Origin of the sequence: Fictibacillus macauensis ZFHKF-1, assembly GCF_000269865.1 — a bacterium.
Classification (GTDB): Bacteria; Bacillota; Bacilli; order Bacillales; family Fictibacillaceae; genus Fictibacillus_C; species Fictibacillus_C macauensis.
Genome location: NZ_AKKV01000020.1, coordinates 160,545 through 181,648, shown reverse-complemented (window position 1 = coordinate 181,648; position 21,104 = coordinate 160,545). Strand labels below are relative to the sequence as shown.

Below are 21,104 nucleotides of genomic sequence, written 5' to 3'. Positions count from 1 at the left end.
TTTAGGTGGTCATACTGTTCTTAAAAAAGAACAAAAGGGGTAAAAAAATTAGTTGGTAATGCCAACTTGATCATAGGCGGCTGTTATGGCTGTCGTTTCAGCACTGTTAGCACCAAATAGATCGGTTGCTGATTGAATTAAGGCTTTGCGTGCATCTTTGAAATTAGACGATGGCGTTAAATAGGTTGTTAACGCACGGTAGTGAATTTTACCAAGGTTTTTCTTACCGATTTTTTCACCAGCTAAATACGCTGCATGGTTGATGATGGAAGAGTTAATATGAACGCCTCCGTTATCTAATGAAACAGGAAGGTTATAAAACTCATTCATATGTTTTGGATATTTTCCTTGGCCATTTCCATACGCTACATATTTAGAGCCGACTGGATATTTGTCGGGTTGGCTCAAGCTACGGAGAGATGTGCGGCCATCCATAATGGCTTTTGGCGCCATCGCATCTTCTCCCATTTCCCAATCGTCATCATCAATGAGTGCTCCGAAAATATCAGAGAATGCTTCATTTAGGGCACCTGATTGATTACGATACGTAAGATTCGCTGAATTCGTTGTTACGCCATGTGTCATTTCGTGTGCTGCGACATCTAGTGCAGCAGAAAGTGGAATGAACAATTCATTGTCACCATCGCCGTACGTCATCGAGTAGCCATCCCAGAAGGCATTTGCGTAGCTTTCTCCATAGTGAACGGATGAAACGATAGCTCCGCCTTTGCCATCAATGGAGTTTCGATTGAAATTCTTTTTATAAAAATCATAGACTTTTTCGGAGTTATAATGGGCGTCAACGGCTGCTGCATCGACTTTTTGATTAAAGAAGCTTTGTGGTCCTTTATATAAATCGCCTGGTAGATCCCAATCATCCCAGCTGTTGTTCATCGTATACGTTTCAATACTTTTAAGACCAGAGTGAGAAGTATCTTTTAGTGCATACGTTTTGACACCTTTACGGTCCGTTGTATAGGACATATGTAAGTTGTCCCGATCGTCACCCTTTACCCCAATTCCTCTACCCTTTACGTTCACTTCGCCAGCATCCATGATGGCATTGTATTGATCAATCACTTTACCGCTGCCAGCATCGACATAGACAAACCAGTTTCCTGGCTCTTTGCCTTGGAATGTCACATTGACTTTATAGGCTGTATAATGTTGTCCTTCATATGGATAAATGACAAGCTCCGTTTTTGGTGTATACTTTAAACGATCTGGTGCTTTAACGGATTTTAAAGCAATGCTCAGGGCTTTATCTTTTGAGAAAGCGGCAGCTGTTTTCATTGCTTTTACTTCCACTTTTGGATTATGATAACCTGTCACACTCGCCACGCTGCCATCTTTCTTAAAATGGACCGTGATAAGTGCGCCCTCAATTGGTACACCATTTTTCGTTTGTTGTAAGCGAACGTGTGTCATACCGAGAGAATCGGTTTCTTTACTTTGTTGAACAAATTGGTTTTGTGGATCAATCATACCGAATGCCTCTTTATTTGCTTCTAGGTACTGTAAAGCACTGTGCGCATTTTTAGTGGCATACACTTTCGATTGAATTTTCGTTTTAAACAGCGATTGTGCGGATCCGGCCTTTACATGAGTAGAAAGATCAGCAGCGGATGAAGCCGAAGCAAATGAGCTCGTGATGAAAGCGGTTGATAATACCATAGGAATAACCAATTTCTTCTTCAACAAAATTCCTCCTTAAATGTGGTATGTTTCCATTTAATTATAGTCTACTTCACCTACCCATAAAATGGACACTCTGTACCATTTGTCGCAGATGCATGAAAACAATCGCTCATTAAAATCAGAAAATTTCAACAATAAATGACAGCATGGTTCATTATTCGCACGATCTTTAGACCTATGTAAGCAAAAATTCTCCTTTTTTATAGTAGAATTTTCATAGAAAAGGTCTAAAAAGAAAAAAACTTGAAAAAAACAGTCATAGTTCTACAATTTTTGTGTAATTTCTCTGTCGTTTTTTAGAAATTGGTTAGAAAGGTATCGAAAAAACCCGAATAATGGGAACGTTACCATCACTCGGATTTCATGGTGTTTAGTGAAGCGATTGAATCATTTGTTTTAATAAAGGAAGATAGACTTGTTTCTTCTGCTCATAGGTATGCAGAATTTCTGGTGTCTGTTGCTCGATGAGGCGAATGCAATCCATCACATCTATGGAAAAACTCGGAGAACCGGTTGAAACGACATAATTTTGCAAGTCGAGAGAATGAAATAAATCAAATACTTTAAATCGATACCCAAGGGCAACACAAGGAACGCCTGCTGTTAGCGATAAAAGGTTAGCATGAAGCTTGAAATTAATCGTCATTTGAAAGCGGGATAACTGTGTCATGAGTGCTTCTTCGCTATAAAGTGTTTCATCTAAAGTGGCGTTTGCATCATTGATTTTTTGTAACAAGCGTTTACAGGCGGGAATGTCTTCTTTCCAAACGATATAAAATGTCAGTTTGTACCCTTGCTTGAGAAGCTTTTTACATACTTGGAGAAGGGCATTTTCGACATTCTCTTCATGACCGCCATAAAGGCGATTATAGGTTGTTCCCCAATTGATGCCAATGTGCTTTTCTTTTGGTAGGACTTTAGAAGGTGCTGCCATGAGAAGTCCAGGGTCGCCGATGATTGGTAGCGTTTCGTCGATGCCTACCGTTTGGAGTACTTTTTGCGTTAGAGGACCGCGAACGCCAGCATAGTGCGCATGTCCAATGGCTTCTTGCATCAGCTGTGTATCTTTCGCTGAAAAATGCGATGCAATAGACGTAGGCTTTTCTTCTGAAAGTAAAGCGGCGAGCTGTTGTTCTTCGAGCCAGTCAATACCACTTCCCCAGATCATGACTTTCTTTCCCTCACTGTAGGCTTGCTGTAGAATAGCTAAATAGCCAGGTAACACTAAAGAACCTCCACCTAACACGACCGCGTCGTAAGGTAATAAGTTTTTAAAATCGATGCCGGGAGCGGATGGAATAATTTCATAGTGTGCTTCAGGGTGAAGGATGCGATACCAGCGTTTAAATTCATGATACAGCAACTCATCTCCTAAATTACCAAAACCAATCCAACCGACGTATAATAGTTTTTTCATAACAGTCTCCTTACAATGAGCGATATAATTCAAAAAGATTTCCCGCTCGGTGCGTAATATTAAATCGATCCATCATCCATGCTCTTGAATCTTTTCCTGCTTGCAGTAACCGCTCTTGTTGCGATAGGAAGGAACGAAAATCTTTAACGAAAGCAAAGCGACTGCAAGGCTGTCGCGAACCGTGGTCACCAAAATAGCAATGCCACGCATCATCAAATTGAGAGGCTTCAACGATTCCGAAGTAGCCATGACTACCTGAAGCAATGAGTGGTTTACCGCACGCCATCGCTTCAAGGGCAATGCGTCCCGTTCCAACGACGCAGTCCGCTACGGAAAAATACCGCTGCATGTCGTATTGTTCACCGACCAAATGGATAAACGGTGCTTTCGTTGACTGGTGAATCGTTGCAGTGAGCTGAATAAGCTCTTGCATGCGAGGTCCACCGCCAACGACAACGACGTGCAAATGTGGAAAATCAGCTAATTTTATATCTTTAGCAGCCTTTAACATCGTTAAACAAATGGATGCTTTCGTCCAAGCGATGCGGCTGCTATAAAGAAGAACGAGCGCATCGTCAGGAATACCGAGCTCTCTTCGAACATCGGTCGCCTCTTTTGGTGAATATTCATTTGTGTCGACGCCGTTTGCAATGACGGCAGTTGGTGTATCCGTTAGTTCTTGAATAAATTTTTCAATAGGAGGACTTACGCAGATGAGCTTCGTGGCTAGAGGGAGCACGTCCAATAGTTCACCGCGTGCATAATATGTGCCATGAACGGTGAAGACGGTTGGCAGTTTTAAATGTTTTGCAGCACGAAATGCAAGCACGGATGACGGCGTTTGATGACCGTGAACGAGCGTAACCTGCTCTTTCGTCATAATCTCTTTCAGCTGCTGTATTAAAGGTTCTTGCTCTGCTTCTTTATGATGCAATGTATAAGGAAAGTTTACTTCATAAATCGGAAAACCAAGCTTCTGAAAACGCGGAAGCATCACGCCCCCTCTGCTAACAATGACAAAGGAAACGCCTCTTTGTTTTAATTCTTCAACAATACTTAATACGTAGGTTTCTGTTCCACCTACGTCTAATCCATCTAATACCATAAGTACTTTTAAGGTAGAATCTTTCACTAGGCCTGACTTCCTTTTCCAAAAAACTCATTTGAACGTTGCTTCTCGTGTAATCGATAGTAATAAAGTATATCGGTGAGGTTGTCCACTTGATAAGAGGCGTTTAAGCACTTGGCGATAAATTCATAGTCTTCAGCGCCTTTGATCCGACGGGTTGGTCCACCTAATGTATCGAAAGCTTCTCCGCGAAACAAAGCTGTTCCATGGCAAATGCAGTGACCGCCCTCCCAATAGGTTTGGCGAATATCTGCTCCAAACTTCAACCAATGAACGGGTTTCTGTTGATGAAACTGACCGTGGGGAAACGTCATATAATTACTGCCGACTAACATAATGTCGGGGTGTTGACGTAAATAGTGAACTTGCTTTTCCAAGCGCTCTCTGTGAGAAAGATCATCACCGTCTTGAACCGCAATGTATTCTCCTTTTGCTAAGTAATAGCCAATGGTTAAGGCTCCGGAAAAGCCTACATTTCTCGGTAACGTTACGCATTCCACTGGAAAAGTGGGTAAGCGTTTCGTACGCCAATCATCAATTTTTGTTTGGGTATGATCGGTGGAGGCGTCATTAATAACGATCACCTCGAAGTTTTGATACGTTTGCTCGTATAGGCTATCTAAGCAGTCTTCTATATAATGTTCTACATTGTAGCATGTAACAATGACGCTTACGCAGCCTTCTACTCGTGGATACAGCATATTCTTCACCTCGAACATACTATATGTGAAAAACTAGTAAATGGTGAGGTAGATTACGTTAATTTATAAAAATAGTAAAAGCGCATATTTTTTACATGTTTAGGTGATTGGACAAGCAAGCGGGAGCGACGAGGCATAGTGTAGGGAGTACGATTATGTACAACTTTGTTTTATTGGAAGGTGAAGAATCTCATTGGCATCTATTAAAATGTTTTTTTGTCGATTATTTCGTTGTTGCCGCTCAAATGCGATTGATTGGAAAACGGAACTTGCGAATGTAGTGAATGAATCAATTACTGTTGTTACTAGTTTTTCTGGGGTAACTGGGGTTTTAGTGGCTTTGGAGGAAGAATATCTCGTACTGCAGGAAACTGCAACAAGTACCTTGTATGTTCCTTATCAACAAATCGAGCTTGTCTCGGTCTCGAAAGGAGCGACTGCATAATGGCGTATCCTGCAACGTTTCGAGACTTACTTCTTTCCCTTGTAGGAAAGAATGTGACGATTACGACGAATACTTCGTTAGCAGAAGGATTGCTTGTAACTGTAGCGGATGATGTGGTGCAACTTGTTGAAACAGTGGTTGGCTATGAAAATGAAACAAAACGTGTAGTCATCCCGATTGCTTCTATTAATTATATTCGTTCAAAAAACTAAACTCATAGAAAAAGCCGGTGGAATGTTCACCGGCTTTTTGCTCATTTTTTTATTTTTTCTCACCAGCAAGTTGAGTAGCATTGAAGTCCCATTTAAGATTTAAAGAATCACCTTGGAACATGTTTTGGTCTTTGCCGCTATCAACAAATTCAAATTCAACCGTTAATTGATCTTTCGTTCCAGGTGCTAACCCCTTCGTACCCCATGCATCACCATAAATGGATTCGAACTTATTTTTTACTGCTTCTGGGCTCATTGCTTTTAGATCTTTAAGTGTGGTTGTCCAAACAGGCTTTTCCATTTTATCGGTATTAAATAAGAAGTTAACACGAATTTCGCTACCAAGATCATTACCAGCATTATCATTTTTTACATCTTTTACATCGTAAGACGTTTTAATATCAACAGATTTAATAGCAAGCGATCCGTTATTTGCAAGTGTGAAATCGCGACGAATGACATCACCTGGTTTTAAGTCTTTTAAATCAACGAGTACACTCGGGTTCATCGCTAAATCAAGTGTCCCGGATGCAAAGGTATTTTGCGATGTTTCAGTATCGCTAAAGTACGCATATGTACCTCCACCAATAAGTGATAATCCTAATGCAGCAGATGCCACGCCTAGTCCTAGTTTTGCTTTTAAGCTCATTATAGTTCCTCCTTAGAATAGTTGTTATGGAGGGCTCGGTGTTCTTAATGAAGAACACTGAGCCCTAAAAAAAGACTTATTTAATGCCTACTTTGTCATAAGCAGCTGTGATTGCTTTGACTTCAGCGCTATTCGCTTTGTAAAGATCAGTAGCCGATTGAATCAAAGCTTTACGTGCATCGCTAAAGTTAGAGTTTTTAGAGAGATACACTGTTAGTGCACGATAGTGGATTTTTCCTAATTTTTCTCGTCCGATCTGTTCCCCGGCAAGATAGGCTGCATGGTTAATGATGGATGAGTTAATATGAACGCCACCATTATCAAACCAGCTAATCTCTGGAAGATTATAGTATTCACTCATGTGCTTTGGATATTTACCAGAGCCGTTACCAAACGGTGCGAAGAAACCACCGACATCATATTTATCAGGCTGGCTTAAGCTACGTAGAGATGTTTGTCCATCCATAATTGCTTTTGGTGCCATCGCATCTTCGCCCATTTCCCAATCTTTATCATCGATGATCGCACCGAAAATATCGGAAAAGGCTTCATTTAGTGCCCCGGATTGTCCACGATATACAAGATCAGCGGAGTTCGTAGTTACCCCGTGTGTCATTTCATGTGCCGCAACGTCAAGTGCTGCTGATAGTGGAATGAAATCCACGTTATCGCCATCACCGTACGTCATCGAGTAGCCATCCCAGAACGCGTTAGCGTAGTCTTCACCAAAGTGAACAGTCGACATAATTTTGCCGCCTTTTCCATCGATCGAGTTACGGTTATGCGCTGATTTATAATAGTTATACACTTTTTCTGAATTGTAATGAGCATCGACAGCCGCTGCATCAGGTTTTAGTTTGAACCCTAGGCTATCGCCTTTATAAAGCGTACCTGGTAGCGCATTTTCATCCCAGCTATTATTTGCTGTGTACGTTTCAATGCCTTTCATGCCACTATGAGACGTATCTTTTAGTGTATAGGTTCCTTTGCCTGTCGCTGCATCGCCAGTAAATGACATATGTAGCCCTTCACGGAAGTCACCCTTTACACCAATGCCTGTTCCTGTTACTTTTTTATCTTTTACATCCGCGTCCATGATTGCATTGTATTTATCGATAATCTTTCCGCTAGATGCATCCACATAAACATACCAGTTTCCAGGTTTTTTACCGTGGAACGTCATATTTACTTTATACGCTGTATAATAAACGCCTTTATACGGATAAACAACGAGCTCCGTTTTCGGTGCGTATGGAAGCGATGCGGGTGCAGATACTTCTTTCTTCGCTGCTTTTAATGCTTTTTCTTTTGTGAAGGCAGCGGCTGTTTTCATCGTTTTCACTTCAATATTTGGATTATGGTAGCCTGTTACACTCGCTACTTCACCGTCTTTTTTAAAGTGTACAGTAATGATTACGCCCTCGATTGGTACTCCATTTTTTGTTTGTTGAAGTTTCACGTGTGTCATACCTAGTTGGTCGGTTTCTTTTTGAAGTTCTGTAAAATTATTAGCAGGATCGTTCATGCCAAATTTCGCTTTATTGGCTTGAAGGAATTGAAGCGCACTCGCTTTATTCTTAGAAGCATACTCTTTCGATTTTAGATTGGTCATGAACAATGCTTGATCCTTCCCTGCTTTCACGTGTGAAGGTTGATCGGCAGCTGATGCTGCAGATGTAAATGTACTACCTGCAACAGCGGCGGATAAAACCATAGGAATGACTAGTTTCTTTTTCAACAAAACCCCTCCTGTAAATTTTTGTATTTCTACTACAGTATAAAGAATAAGACTTGAGAAATGAATAGATAGAACTAACTAAATGCATAATTGTGTAAATTAATAATTTTTAGAAAATTTAGTCCATTCTTCTTTATTCGACGGTATTCGCTAAGTCTAAAGGACTATAAAGGGATGTAGAAAGAAAAAACAATAGAGAAAAAGCACGTTTTTTATCCTTTTTTATAAGAATATGAAATTAATTTCCATATAAAGAATGTCTCATTCTTTCTTCTTCTCCCTGTACTCTTTTTACAAGAATATGTCATATTCGAAGTCTATAGGTAGTAAGTTTTACTTATTTTATAGTTCAAACTACATAGGTGCCGTTCCCTTACATCTTTATTCGTCATCTTATAATGAGTAATGCACAATCATTTTTTACAAGAAGATGAGGAGACATGTTTTCAAATGGATTCAATACAATCATCACAAGATTATCCTGTTGTTTTAAAGGTAGAGCAAATCGCAAGAAATAAAATACTTGTTACCTATGATCGTCCAACGGATCTTTCATCAGCAACAACGATTACAAATTATTGGATTCGCGGTAATCAAGCTCCAGATAACGCTGCGAGTCTAGGGATGGATCCGGCTTTATCAAGTGACAATTCATTACGACCGGGACAAGCCCGCATTACAGCTGTTGATGCTTCGCAAACCACATATGTCATTACATTTTGGCAACCCATCACAAGAGGTGTTATTTATATCGTATTACCTTGCTTTGTTAGCAAGCTAGGGAGTTCTGGATTTCAAGGAGTGAATTGGGGACCCTATAGTCGCAATGTATGGATTGGTAAATAACGGTTGAAAAATTTGCGCTGAAGAGTACAACTCACCAACGCGCTCTCTTATCATACAATAGCCCGAGACTACCTTTAGGTGAAGATTGGAGAGATGTATGATGAATGAAGTATCTAATGAATATGTTAGTGGACAGCCGTATTCGCACGCTTTTGATGATCGTGACGTCCCCCATCCTGTTATTGTAGAAGTTCGTCAAATTTCACGTAATCAATTGTTGATTGCTTATGATCAGCAGGCAGATTTAGCAACCGCAACAAGAATTCAAAATTATTGGATTCGAAGTAACAAAGGTGTTGGAGATATCGCTAGCTTGAATATGGAAGACGGTTTAAGTATGATGAATTCTCTGCGACCAGGTATGGCTACAATTGAGCCGGTTCGTAATTCGCGTCGCCGTTTTCTCATTACGTTTAAACAACCGGCAATGCGTGGTGTTACGTATATTGTCCTTCCATGTTATGTTGGATTAAGTGGCCAACCACAATTTGGTGGCGCAAACTGGGGTGCCTATAGCCATAATACGTTTGTTGGAATGTAATTTTAATTTTATATATACGGCCTGTTTCCATTTGGCAAACAGGTTTTTTTGTTTTTGGTATCGTACCCTTTCATTTGGATTTTACTTAAGCTTGTAGGGAATGTTTCGGTGATCTTATTCTCTTTTTTTGAAAATTGTTAATGACAAGTGTAAAGACATTTGTTAATATGCATAGTTGGGTCTAGTTTTTTGCTTTATACATAGTAACGGTTGTTCATTAAAGGAGAATATGCATGATGAAACAAGAAAAAATATCACATAAAAAGTTAGTAGGGATAGCGGGACTCGGCTGGATGTTCGATGCGATGGATGTTGGTATGCTGTCCTTTATTATTGCTACCTTGCATCATGAGTGGAATTTATCACCGCAAGAAATGAGTTGGATTGGTAGCGTAAATTCAATTGGAATGGCCATCGGTGCGCTTTTGTTTGGCTTGCTTGCCGATCAAATTGGCCGTAAACACGTGTTTATGCTAACCGTTGTTTTATTTTCACTAGCAAGTGGCTTTTCGGCTCTTTCCACTTCTTTTGCCATATTTTTAGTTTTTCGCTTTTTTATCGGAATGGGGTTGGGCGGAGAGTTGCCTGTAGCTTCGACGCTCGTATCTGAAAGCGTTCCTGTTCACTTACGAGGACGTGTTGTCGTTCTTTTGGAAAGCTTTTGGGCAGCGGGATGGCTACTAGCTGCCTTGTTATCCTATTATGTCATTCCGAGTTATGGTTGGAGAGTTGCTTTACTTATTAGCGCCTTACCGGCTTTTTACGCCATTTATCTTCGAATTAAAATGCCTGATTCACCAAAGTTTACGTCGAAAAAAGAAACAAAGCGTGCTACGGTAATTGAACGAATCACGATGATTTGGTCAAAAAAGTATAGCAAAGCAACGTTAATGTTATGGATCCTATGGTTTACTGTTGTTTTTTCTTATTACGGAATGTTCTTATGGCTTCCTAGTGTCATGATTTTAAAGGGCTTTACGCTCATTAAAAGTTTTGAATACGTGCTTATTATGACGCTAGCACAGCTTCCTGGTTATTTTTCAGCGGCCTTTTTGATTGAACGCTGGGGTCGAAAATGGGTCCTCGTTCTTTATTTAATGGGCACAGCACTTAGTGCGTATTTCTTTGGTGCAGCGGATTCGCTTTGGTATTTGCTTACTGCAGGAATTTTTCTATCATTCTTTAATCTAGGTGCATGGGGTGCGCTTTACGCGTATACACCAGAGCAGTATCCTACCGTTATTCGTGGAACAGGTACTGGAATGGCTGCTGCATTCGGTCGCATCGGCGGCATTCTCGGGCCATTGTTTGTCGGTTACTGTGTAGCTGCTAACTTGACGATTTCTACTATCTTCCTATACTTTACGGCCTCTATTATTCTCGGTGCACTGGCCGTGTTCTTTCTTGGAACAGAAACGAAAAATACAGTAATTGATGAATGATGAAAAGCGAAGTGAGCCTGTTGTGCTCGCTTCGCTTTATTTGGTCTCAAAGGTTCAATCGTCCCCTTTTAAATTTTCCTTAATGGTGAAAAGAAAGCGAGTAAGCCTGCTAGCATAACTGAGCAACCAGCAACAAGATAGGTTGGTAAACTTCCCAAACCCTGAATGGAAAGTCCGCCTATAAAACCAGCAAGGGGAATAGATACGTAAGAAATCGATGTAAGAGAACCCTCCACTCTACCATAGAGATTATTTTCAATACTCTCTTGTTTATATGTATTAAGAATAACACTTAAAGTTGTAATACTCCCTCCCCAAAGACCAAAGCCAATTGCTGTGCTAATCCAATGGGGAAATACTGCAACGAGTAAGGCGCCAACTCCCCCACCTAGGACGGGGAGAAAACTAATAATATAACCTCTTTTGATTTTATTCATCAATGGTTCAACGACTAAGCTACCAAGCATTCCAAAAATACCTATAGAAGCAAATACAACACCTGTGTAAGCTGCCTTGACATGTAAACTATCTCTTAGGTAATAGACTAGCGTAGACATTACTAATGAAATCCCGAAATTAGATAAAATGCTTATACAAGCAATGATACGAAGATCCCATCGCTTCCATACGTATAAAAATCCCTTTTTAATGTCATCCCATATTTTTTCCGCATTTTGTCTTTCATTGCTTAAAGGGATTTGATCAATAAAAAAAAGACAGATAACCATCATCAAGTATGCGATACTATTGATTAGCAAAGAAGTATAAACTCCCACTAGACCGATCAATGCTCCACCTAATAACGGACCAACAGTTCTTGAGAGATTCTCAATCAATTGAATGCGAACATTTGCTTTGGTCAGTATCTCTTTTGGGACAAGTTGTGGGATGATTGCTTGTAAAGGAACATCTATAAAAAAAGATAATGTTGAGGCAAGAAAAGCAACAATAAAAATCATCGGAGTAACTAAAACATCCATCCAATACATAACAGGGATGCTAAGCACAAAAATAATTCTTATGATATCTGCAGTAATCATGAGTTTTCTTCTGTCCAATCGATCGATAAGAACACCACCAAAAGGAAGCAAAAGTACAAATGGTAACATCTCAACTGCAAAGACTGTTCCCATAATCATGGAGGATCCTGACAAGTTGTAAGCAACCCATGGTAAGGCCATGGTATAAATATTCGTACCAATTCTTGAGAATAAAAGTCCCAATACTAGTAGATGGAATTTCATATTGAGATGTAAATTTGCATCTTTTTTTGTTGCAATTATTTCAGGCATTTAAAATCGTCCCTTCTCGTTGTGTCCCCCTCTTAGTATTACTCCCTTCATTTGAATATCTTCGTCTGAACTTTTAATAGGTACAGGCTGTTTTTATTCAAGTTGTACAGACTAAATGGGGGCAATTAATATGAACTGTACTCCGTTAAATGCACTATCATAATCTCTATGTCTTTTTTAAATGGTAGTACAAGGGTCTTCTGTACGGGTAGTACTGGCTCATAATGTAGCTAAAACAGAACAAACAATTGAGCTTGGTATAAAAACTTTCTCCCTTTACTTCATTTGCCACTCCTTACTAATCACTATTTTAGAAGAAGTTTTAGGAAATCTATTTGTAAAAATTATACAATATCAAAAGCATTTATAAAAGTTTGATCCTTTCGATCTGTAGTCTAGTTACAGCATTGAACGAGAGTCTGATTATTTTTTCTTTAAAAGAGCAAAACATTGTAAAATAGAAGGTATTTATCATGTTTTTATGGTAGTTTATTTATTTTTTAAGATTTAAATTTTTGTTCTAAATACGGTACATGAAATTTTTATAGGGTTACAAGCTAATAGGCATAGAAAAAGCGTTTAAGGCTCCTACCCTAAACGCTTTTTTTGTACATCTTACGGACGCTTCACCATTTGCAGCATCGTTTTATACAGCAACTCTGTTCCTAAGGCTAAGTCATGTGTCGTGGCAAATTCTTTCGGATTGTGCGAGATGCCATCCTGACAGCGTACGAAGATCATGCCATAGTCACAAACATAGCTCATCGTTAGTGCGTCATGAAATGGACCACTCATTAATTCAGGTAATGACAGCCCCATCTTTTCACTTTCTTCATGCATGATGCGTTTAATTTCTGGTGAGCAATAGCGCGGTTCACTATTCGTATCTTCGCGAATGTGATAGGTTAACCCGTGCGATCGGCATACTCTCTCCATCTCTTGACGCATTTGTCGTTCATAGCGATCTCTGCGCCGTTGTTCGATGTCTCGTAAGTCGATGGTGAATTCAACCTTTTCTGCAATAATGTTACGTGAATTTGGAAAGACTTTTACATGGCCGACCGTTCCTACGGTTGGTGCTTCGTGTTCTTGTTTGACAATTGTATTTAAGGCGACGATTAGTTCTGAGGCACCAAGCAAGGCATCTCTTCTCATATTCATCGGTACAGAGCCAGCATGGCCTGCAAATCCTTCCAGCGTAACTGTCCACCACAAAGGGCCTGAGATGCCCGACACAATGCCAATTGGTAATTGTTTCGCTTCGAGAACGGGTCCTTGTTCAATGTGAAGCTCTAAAAAGGCGTAAATACTTCCCTCTTTATAGTGCGATTGAGCAAACTGAGCTGGATCACACCCAAATTGGCGGAGCGCTTCTTCACGCGTAACGCCGGCTTCATCCGTTCTCGCTAAATCATCCTCATCCAGCTTACCAATCAATCCTCTTGAGCCAAACAAGCCACGATTAAATCGCCACCCTTCTTCATCACAAAAAGATACGACCTCAATGGAACGGTGCGGTACAATTCCTTGTTCCTTTAAGGTGGCTACCACTTCTATACCCGCAAGAACGCCTGCCGTTCCATCATAACGACCACCGTACGGCTGCGAATCAAGATGGGAGCCAATCATTAGCACGGGTGCTTCGGAATCAGTCCCTTCGTACCGACCAATTAAATTGCCAAAATGATCAATTCTAACCGTCATTCCCGCTTCTTCCATCCAACCTTTGGCCACTAAAAAGGCTTCTTTTTCAAGCGATGATAGGGCGGGACGACATACACCCGTTTCGCCAATTTGACCAATCGCAGCAAGTGTTGCTAAGCGCTCTTCATAGCGACGACTATTAATTGTTAGTTGTTCTACTTTCATAGTAGTGACCGTTGTCTTAACGCTTGTGAACAAGAAAGACAACGTTCCTCCCTTCGCTCTTCATCGTTTGGAATGATTTACTTCGTTACAGAATGAACAAGCAGTGACGAAAAGTATTTACGGGCATCAGCCGTTTCTACTGTGAGTACTTCTTGGATCGGAGTAGCAGTTGGATGCGAAAAAATAACGGTTGCACCCTCTAAACTTTCTGTTACCTCGCATATAACATAGCCTCTGTGCAGCAAAGCATCAATTTTTTCTTTTTCGTTTACGTACAGTTGCCACGATGCAGTCATTCACACATCACTCCTATACTAGTTACTGATTACCGCTTCTTGCCGAAGTGCTTTCTCATTAAAGCGTTTTCGCTTAATATAACGGCCGTTTCCGAGCTTACCAACGAATGTACCATCTTTTATCACATATTCTCCGCGCGATAAAACGGTCATCGGTTCTCCTTGTATTTTCATGCCTTCAAAGGCGTTATAATCTACGGCCATATGATGATGATCTTTTGAAAGAATGCGTTCTTTAGTAGGATCAAAGATAACAAGATCCGCATCACTTCCTACAGCGATGGTTCCTTTTTCAGGATACAATCCAAATAGCTTTGCACTTTGCGTAGAGACGATATCGACAAACTGATTTAAGGTAATGCGCCCTTTGCCTACGCCTTCTGAAAATAAAACAGAAAAGCGATCTTCAATAAAAGGGCCACCGTTTGGTATTTTTGAAAAATCATCTTTACCAAGCGTTTTTTGACCGTCAAAATCAAAGGAGCATTGATCTGATCCGAGTGTTTGCAGCTGACCACTACTGAGTGCATTCCATAAGTACCTTTGATGTGACTTATCCCGTAATGGCGGTGACCAAACATACTTCGCACCTTCAAAATTAGGACGCTCAAGCTCGGTTTCATCGAGCACTAAATATTGAGGACAAGTTTCTCCATACACAGAAACACCTTTGGCCCGTGCTTGTGCGATTTGTTCGGCCGCTTCACGACACGTCACATGCACGACATAGAGTTGTGAATCAGCAAGCTCTGTGAGAAGACAGGCGCGTCCTGTCGCTTCTCCTTCAAGCTCTGAGGGACGCGTTTTGGCATGATGTATGGGAGCTGTTTCGCCTTTTGCTAACGCTTGTTTTGTTAAGTAATCAATTACATCGCCATTTTCAGCATGAACGAGGACAAGCGCGCCTTGCTCTTTGGCCATGACGAGTGTTTTAAACAGCGTTTCATCATCTGCTTGAAGAACATTTTTATAGGCCATAAATACTTTAAAAGAAGTGATTCCTTCCTTTTCAATTACCGTAGGAAGCTCCTTCATTACCTCTTCGGTCATTTCTCCAATCATTAAATGAAACGAATAATCAATGACTGCTTTATCACGTGATTTCTCATGCCATGTTTGAATCGAGTTTTGTAGCGGTACGCCTTTATCTGTTAAACAAAAATCAATAATGGTTGTTGTTCCACCAAAGGCAGCCGCAATTGTTCCTGTTTCAAAATCATCCTTACTGACCGTTCCACCAAATGGCATTTCTAAATGTGTATGAGGATCGACACCTCCTGGGAAAATATAGCACCCTTCAGCATCTAATACTTCTACCCCTTCACTTGGCAAGTGATGACCTATGACTGCAATTTTCCCATCTTCTAACAAGACATCTGCTACATACGTATCGGTAGCCGTTACAATCGTTCCGTTTTTAATGAGCTTTTTCATAGCTTGTTGCCTCCTTATTTTCCTTTATAAGTAGCTAGTACGGTTTGACGTTCATTCCAGGTCATTGGTGGCTGTTCATAGGGAAGCGTAATCATATCAATCGCTCCAGGCTCTGGACAAACAATAGAACAAAGATTACAGCCTACACAATCTTCCTCGCGAACATGTAAAAAGGGAGTGCCATCAAGCGCAATTTTTCGTTCGATGCACTGATGAGATGTATCTTCACACGCGATATGACATTTATTGCAGTGAATGCAAACATCCGTATTAATTGAAGCAACCGTACGATAATTGAGATCTAAATTTCCCCATTCTGAATAGTTGGCAACGCTTTTGCCAATCAACTCGGAAACAGAGGCTAAGCCTTTTTCTTCTAAGTAATTGTTTAAGCCATCAATCATATCTTCTACAATGGAAAAACCGTGATGCATAGCGGCTGTACACACTTGTACGCCCGTTGCACCCATTAGCATAAATTCAACAGCGTCTTGCCACGTGCCTACCCCACCAATCCCAGAGATTGGCACTGCAATGGCAGGGTGGCGTGCACATTCCGCCACCATGTTAAGGGCGATTGGCTTTACAGCAGGACCGCAATAACCACCGTGTGCGCCTTTTCCTGCAACAGAAGGAACCGTTTGCCATGAATCCAAGTCTACGCCCATTAAACTATTAATTGTATTGATCATACTAATTGCATCAGCGCCGCCGTTTACTGCCGCTCTAGCCGTGACTGTAATGTCCGTTATATTGGGCGTCAGTTTTACAATGACTGGCGTCTTCGCCACTTCCTTCGCCCACGTTGTTTGGGCTTGGACTAAATCGGGTTGCTGACCGGATGCAGCGCCCATTCCTCGCTCAGCCATCCCATGAGGACAGCCGAAATTTAGTTCTAGCCCATCAACCCCAACATCTTCCACGCGCTTGACAATTTCATGCCACTTTTCTTGCTTCGGTTCTACCATAAGCGAAGCAATGATCGCATGATGTGGAAAGCGTTTTTTCGTTTCATAGATTTCTTTTAAATTCACGTCTAGCGGTCGATCGGTAATCAATTCAATGTTATTAAAGCCGGCTACTTTTTTTCCTTGAAAACTAATAGCGGCAAAGCGCGCAGACGTATTAATAATCGGTTCACCAAGCGTTTTCCACACCGCTCCTCCCCATCCTGCTTCAAAGGCACGCTGTACTTGATAGCCGGAATTCGTTGGCGGTGCACTTGCTAACCAAAACGGATTGGGTGATGTAATGCCTGCTAGATTCGTACGAAGATCTGCCATCTACTACTCCTCCTTTGCTTTAGTGCGTCGTTACCTGGCGTGATGCGAGTCGTTGGTGAATGCTGTTTGCTACTACTTTTCCTTGTTGTGCAGCGGAAACGACCATCGCTTCTCCTTGGCCATCTCCAAAAATAACATCGCCGCACGCAAACACGTTAGCAACCGATGTTTGCAAGGTATGCTGATCAATTGCGACAACACCATGGTGATGCTCTAAACCGAACGCCTCAATGAGCGCATGATGCCGCGTTTGGCCAATGGCTTTAATCACGATATCAACGTCCATCGTAAATTCAGATCCTGCGACAGCTACTGGTGCTTTTCGTCCTTTTGCGTCTGGCTCGCCGAGCGTCATGCGCACACATTCTAGTTCTTTCACTTCACCTCGCTCATTAGCGATAATTTTTTGGGGTGATGTTAAAAATCGGAATTCTACGCCTTCTTGCTTAGCAAATTCGTATTCAAAATGATACGCTGTCATTTCTTCTACCGTTCGGCGGTAGAGAATTTTCACCGAATCAGCGCCTAGTCGCATCGCACACGTCGCTGCATCAATCGCTGTATTTCCGGCACCAATCACCGCTACTTTTTTACCAACATAAGAAGAAAGGGGCTCTGTTTTCGTCTGTTCCACAAAGCGAATGGCATCATGTACACCAGACAGCGTCTCTCCTTCAATACCAAGCATCGGTACATGTGACATTCCACAAGCAATGACAACGGCATCGTATTGCTTCATTAATTCACTTGCAGCAATATCTTTTCCAACGGCGGTATTGGTTTTAATGGTCACACCTAATGCTTTCACTTGTTGTGCTTCCCATAATGAAACGTAAGGTGGCAAACGGAAGGAGACAATGCCATAGGTGTTTAAGCCGCCTGCCTCGCTTTTTGCTTCATAAATGGTCACTTTATAACCGAAGCGAGCAAGTTCTCTTGCCGCTGACAACCCTGCTGGTCCGCTTCCAACGATGGCAACACTTCGTCCATTAGGTTCACCGGCTTTAAACAGTGGCTCGTTTCTTTTCATCGCCCAATCTGTCGCATAACGCTGTAATTTCCCAATCAAAATCGGCTTAGACGAGTGGTTTAATACGCATGCACCTTCGCATAATTCTTCAGTTGGACATACGCGCGCGCAGCTAGCTCCAATGGGATTGGCCGTCATGATCGTTTTGGCTGCGCCTTTTACATTCGTCGTTGCAATGCTTTTTATAAAAGATGGAATGTTAATACTCGTTGGACATGCTGTAATGCACGGTGCATCATAGCAATATAAACATCGATTGGCTTCGTCGCTTGCCTCTACATCCGTTAACCCGCATTCTACTTCACGAAAATTATCACTCACATTGACAAGCGATCGTAAGTTTTTACTTTTCGTCATGTGCGTACCCTGCTACTAAAACTGGATAGACAATGATCTACTATGAGGGCGGACCTGCTTATGTTCGTTTGCTCTACCATGTATCATCCCGCCTCACACCTCTCGTACCGTTGTAAGCACACAACGTTAACGATGATGGGGAAACAATAGGTTGATTACCGTTTACATGCAACCGAAGAGGATACAGTTTTTACACTCGTAGTAGGTTCTTTGCTATGTGCGCTCGTTTAGTAGCAGATTCACCTCTCTTTCGCTTTAGATTAAATGGTGTGCTCGTTTGTAACGTCGCTTATGGTAATCAATTATGGCAACAGGTGACTCATTTCTTGATACGTTTCTGGGCGGCGATCTCTGAAAAATTGCCACGTATTACGCACCGAACGAATAAGCTCTCGGTCCATAACACCGATTATCACTTCATCTTGATCGCGGCTGCCGACCGCCACCATCTGTCCAAGTGGATTGCATAGGTACGACTGGCCGTAAAATTCACCTAAATCCCAAGGCATTTCTCGACCTACGCGGTTAATCGCCCCCACATAATAGCCGTTTGCAACAGCATGTGCGGGCTGCTCTAGCTTCCACAAATATTCAGAAAGACCCGCCACAGTTGCAGAGGGATTAAATACAATTTCAGCACCATTTAAACCAAGTAACCGTGCGCCTTCTGGAAAATGCCGATCATAACAAATGTAAACACCAACTTTAGCAAAAGCAGTATCAAATACCGGATAGCCTAGATTACCAGGTTTGAAATAATACTTTTCCCAAAAGCCGTTACCGCTCGTGCCCACATCAACTTGTGGAATATGATGCTTACGGTACTTTCCTAAATAGGAGCCATCACAATCAATGACTGCTGCCGTATTGTAATACGTTGCAATTCCTTCTCTTTCATAGATTGGTAAAATAATAACAACACCTAGTTCACGAGCAAGCGCTTGAAAACGAGTCGTTGTTGGACCTTGAGGAATCTCTTCGGCTGCGTCATACCATTTACTATTTTGCTCTGTACAAAAGTAGGGACCATAGAAGATTTCTTGCAGGCAAATAATCTGAGCGCCTCGTTGGGCCGCTTGACGCACGAGCTGTTCATGTTTCGCGATGGCCCGCTCTTTATGAAGAGCGACAGGTTCCTTTCCATCCACATCGTTTGCAGCTTGAATGAGACCGATTGTTACGTTGTTTTCCACGTAGCTCTCTCCTTTATTAATTTGACGTCATAGCGGCTAAAGAAAAAAGAGAATGTGTCAAGTGATGCGTATCGTTCACCGCCTCTTGTAATACATTCTCCATAAAGATTCGTAATCTTTTTCATTATTTAGAATTTTTTATCAATTTTCTGTAAAATTTGTCTTTCTTTGCACGTTACAGCGTCCAAATGGCCTCTTTTAACGTTTTAACAAGATAGAGGGCATCTTCTTCTTGAAGGGTTAGTGGTGGTGCTAACGTTAAAATGTTGTTATGGTGCAGCACCGTATCGCCATTTTTCCCAATTAAAACGCCTCGTTGCTTGCATTGTGCAATGACTTGATTTACGCGTTCTACTGCTAAAGGTTCTTTCGTTTCTTTTGACGCGACAAGTTCAATGCCGATCAACAGACCTTTTCCCCGCACATCGCCGACATTTGCATGCTCTAGTAACCCTTGAAGCTCATGTAAAAGAGAAGCACCGACGGTTTTTGAACGATCACATAATTGCTCATTTTCTAGGATTTCTAGATTTTTTAACGCAACCGCACAGGCTGCTGGATTACCACCAAATGTGTTTACGTGACGAAAATGATCATAGTCTTCTTGGCCTTTAAATGCTTCGTAAACATCGCGGCGTACAGCCGTAGCCGATAGCGGTAAATACGAGCTTGTAATGCCTTTAGCCATCGTAATGATGTCAGGCTTCACCCCATAATGCATAAAGCCAAACCGTTCTCCCGTTCGCCCAAAACCATTGATCACTTCATCGATGATCAGGAGTGCACCGTGTTTTTGACAGCTAGCTTGCACTTTTTGCAAGTAATTTTCTTGAGGAAGCAGTACACCTCCGCCCGTAATAATCGGTTCCATAATGACAGCGGCAATCGTTTCAGGTAGCTCCCACTCCATTACCGCTTCTAAATCGTCCGCACACGCATCGCTATACGATTGAGCCGTATGATAGGCAGGATAACGATAACTATCTGGGGCCTTAACGTGTAAAAAACCCGGAGCTAGCGGCTCATATTTATGTTTTCGCAACGCTTGCCCTGTTGCTGCCAGTGCTCCCATTGAGTTCCCATGATAGCCACGATAGCGAGAAATTATTTTATAACGCGAGGCATTGCCTGTTTGGTGATGATATTGACGACTTATTTTAAAGGCTACTTCATTTGCTTCTGAGCCACTGTTTGAAAAGAAAATAACATAATCGCCGCCCAGCCACTCATTTAACTTCTCAGCGAGTAAAATTGCAGGCTCATGACTTTGTGTTAACGGATAATACGGTAGCGTTTTTAATTGCTCGTAGGCGGCTTGTGCCAATTCCTCACGCCCATAACCGACATTAACGGACCATAATCCCGCCATCGCATCTAAATAACGATTGCCTTCTGTATCAGCAATCCAAGCACCCTTACCAGACTGAACAACCATCGTTTCAGGCTGATAGCGTTTCATCGCATGCCACACGTACAATTCATCTTTTGCTACTGTGCTTTCTGTTGGCTCTGTTTTCAACGAGGTGTCCTCC

The 21,104-nt window shown here is 41.6% G+C and carries 19 protein-coding genes; 5 read left to right on the top strand and 14 right to left on the bottom strand.

Features of this window, described 5'->3' with window-relative positions:
* Positions 1 to 48 precede the first annotated feature (48 nt).
* The 4 genes from A374_RS03865 to A374_RS03850 all read right to left on the bottom strand — a co-directional run bounded on the left by A374_RS03865 (position 49) and on the right by A374_RS03850 (position 4,945).
* Positions 49 to 1,698: a M4 family metallopeptidase gene (locus A374_RS03865; protein ID WP_007200876.1), complete on the bottom strand. Its 1,650-nt coding sequence runs from the start codon at positions 1,696 to 1,698 to the stop codon at positions 49 to 51.
* Between the two features lie 370 nt (positions 1,699 to 2,068).
* The gene (locus tag A374_RS03860; RefSeq protein ID WP_007200875.1) at positions 2,069 to 3,115 is read right to left on the bottom strand and encodes a polysaccharide pyruvyl transferase family protein; all 1,047 of its coding nucleotides are present in this window, start codon (positions 3,113 to 3,115) and stop codon (positions 2,069 to 2,071) included.
* 10 nt (positions 3,116 to 3,125) lie between these two features.
* Positions 3,126 to 4,247: a glycosyltransferase gene (locus A374_RS03855; RefSeq protein WP_007200874.1), complete on the bottom strand. Its 1,122-nt coding sequence runs from the start codon at positions 4,245 to 4,247 to the stop codon at positions 3,126 to 3,128.
* On the bottom strand, positions 4,247 to 4,945 hold the full coding sequence (locus tag A374_RS03850; RefSeq protein WP_007200873.1) for a glycosyltransferase family 2 protein: 699 nt from the start codon (positions 4,943 to 4,945) through the stop codon (positions 4,247 to 4,249). The genes A374_RS03855 and A374_RS03850 overlap by 1 nt, the downstream gene beginning before the upstream one ends.
* 193 nt (positions 4,946 to 5,138) lie before the next feature.
* Between A374_RS03850 and A374_RS03845 the strand changes: the two genes are divergently transcribed.
* Positions 5,139 to 5,390, top strand: a complete 252-nt coding sequence (locus A374_RS03845; protein WP_007200872.1) for a hypothetical protein — start codon at positions 5,139 to 5,141, stop codon at positions 5,388 to 5,390.
* Complete coding sequence (locus A374_RS03840; protein ID WP_007200871.1) at positions 5,390 to 5,602, top strand: hypothetical protein; 213 nt, start codon at positions 5,390 to 5,392, stop codon at positions 5,600 to 5,602. The genes A374_RS03845 and A374_RS03840 overlap by 1 nt, the downstream gene beginning before the upstream one ends.
* 49 nt (positions 5,603 to 5,651) lie before the next feature.
* Here A374_RS03840 and A374_RS03835 read toward each other — a convergent pair whose 3' ends face one another.
* The gene (locus A374_RS03835; protein WP_007200870.1) at positions 5,652 to 6,251 is read right to left on the bottom strand and encodes a TasA family protein; all 600 of its coding nucleotides are present in this window, start codon (positions 6,249 to 6,251) and stop codon (positions 5,652 to 5,654) included.
* A 76-nt stretch (positions 6,252 to 6,327) separates the two neighbouring features.
* Positions 6,328 to 7,989, bottom strand: a complete 1,662-nt coding sequence (locus A374_RS03830) for a M4 family metallopeptidase (protein ID WP_007200869.1) — start codon at positions 7,987 to 7,989, stop codon at positions 6,328 to 6,330.
* Between the two features lie 450 nt (positions 7,990 to 8,439).
* Between A374_RS03830 and A374_RS03825 the strand changes: the two genes are divergently transcribed.
* From A374_RS03825 to A374_RS03815, 3 genes are all read left to right on the top strand, one after another.
* Positions 8,440 to 8,835: a hypothetical protein gene (locus tag A374_RS03825; protein ID WP_007200868.1), complete on the top strand. Its 396-nt coding sequence runs from the start codon at positions 8,440 to 8,442 to the stop codon at positions 8,833 to 8,835.
* A gap of 97 nt (positions 8,836 to 8,932) precedes the next feature.
* On the top strand, positions 8,933 to 9,376 hold the full coding sequence (locus A374_RS03820) for a hypothetical protein (protein WP_238535147.1): 444 nt from the start codon (positions 8,933 to 8,935) through the stop codon (positions 9,374 to 9,376).
* Between the two features lie 233 nt (positions 9,377 to 9,609).
* Positions 9,610 to 10,818, top strand: coding sequence for an MFS transporter (locus tag A374_RS03815; protein WP_156793124.1), 1,209 nt, complete (start codon positions 9,610 to 9,612; stop codon positions 10,816 to 10,818).
* A 68-nt stretch (positions 10,819 to 10,886) separates the two neighbouring features.
* Here A374_RS03815 and A374_RS03810 read toward each other — a convergent pair whose 3' ends face one another.
* From A374_RS03810 to A374_RS03775, 8 genes are all read right to left on the bottom strand, one after another.
* Positions 10,887 to 12,110 carry an MFS transporter gene (locus A374_RS03810; RefSeq protein ID WP_007200865.1) on the bottom strand — a complete coding sequence of 408 codons (1,224 nt, stop codon included), beginning with the start codon at positions 12,108 to 12,110 and terminating at the stop codon, positions 10,887 to 10,889.
* A 615-nt stretch (positions 12,111 to 12,725) separates the two neighbouring features.
* Positions 12,726 to 13,979, bottom strand: coding sequence for a M20 family metallo-hydrolase (locus tag A374_RS03805; protein WP_040340312.1), 1,254 nt, complete (start codon positions 13,977 to 13,979; stop codon positions 12,726 to 12,728).
* Between the two features lie 77 nt (positions 13,980 to 14,056).
* Positions 14,057 to 14,275: a hypothetical protein gene (locus tag A374_RS03800; RefSeq protein WP_007200863.1), complete on the bottom strand. Its 219-nt coding sequence runs from the start codon at positions 14,273 to 14,275 to the stop codon at positions 14,057 to 14,059.
* A gap of 18 nt (positions 14,276 to 14,293) precedes the next feature.
* The gene (gene hydA / locus A374_RS03795) at positions 14,294 to 15,709 is read right to left on the bottom strand and encodes a dihydropyrimidinase (RefSeq protein WP_007200862.1); all 1,416 of its coding nucleotides are present in this window, start codon (positions 15,707 to 15,709) and stop codon (positions 14,294 to 14,296) included.
* A gap of 14 nt (positions 15,710 to 15,723) precedes the next feature.
* Positions 15,724 to 16,992 (bottom strand): NAD-dependent dihydropyrimidine dehydrogenase subunit PreA, encoded by a 1,269-nt coding sequence (preA, locus tag A374_RS03790; RefSeq protein ID WP_007200861.1) that lies wholly within the window; start codon positions 16,990 to 16,992, stop codon positions 15,724 to 15,726.
* Between the two features lie 19 nt (positions 16,993 to 17,011).
* Complete coding sequence (locus tag A374_RS03785) at positions 17,012 to 18,379, bottom strand: NAD(P)-dependent oxidoreductase (protein WP_007200860.1); 1,368 nt, start codon at positions 18,377 to 18,379, stop codon at positions 17,012 to 17,014.
* 302 nt (positions 18,380 to 18,681) lie between these two features.
* A complete protein-coding gene (locus A374_RS03780; RefSeq protein ID WP_007200859.1) occupies positions 18,682 to 19,572 on the bottom strand; it encodes a nitrilase-related carbon-nitrogen hydrolase in 891 nt (296 codons plus the stop codon).
* A 175-nt stretch (positions 19,573 to 19,747) separates the two neighbouring features.
* Positions 19,748 to 21,091: an aspartate aminotransferase family protein gene (locus A374_RS03775; protein ID WP_007200858.1), complete on the bottom strand. Its 1,344-nt coding sequence runs from the start codon at positions 21,089 to 21,091 to the stop codon at positions 19,748 to 19,750.
* Positions 21,092 to 21,104: the final 13 nt, after the last annotated feature.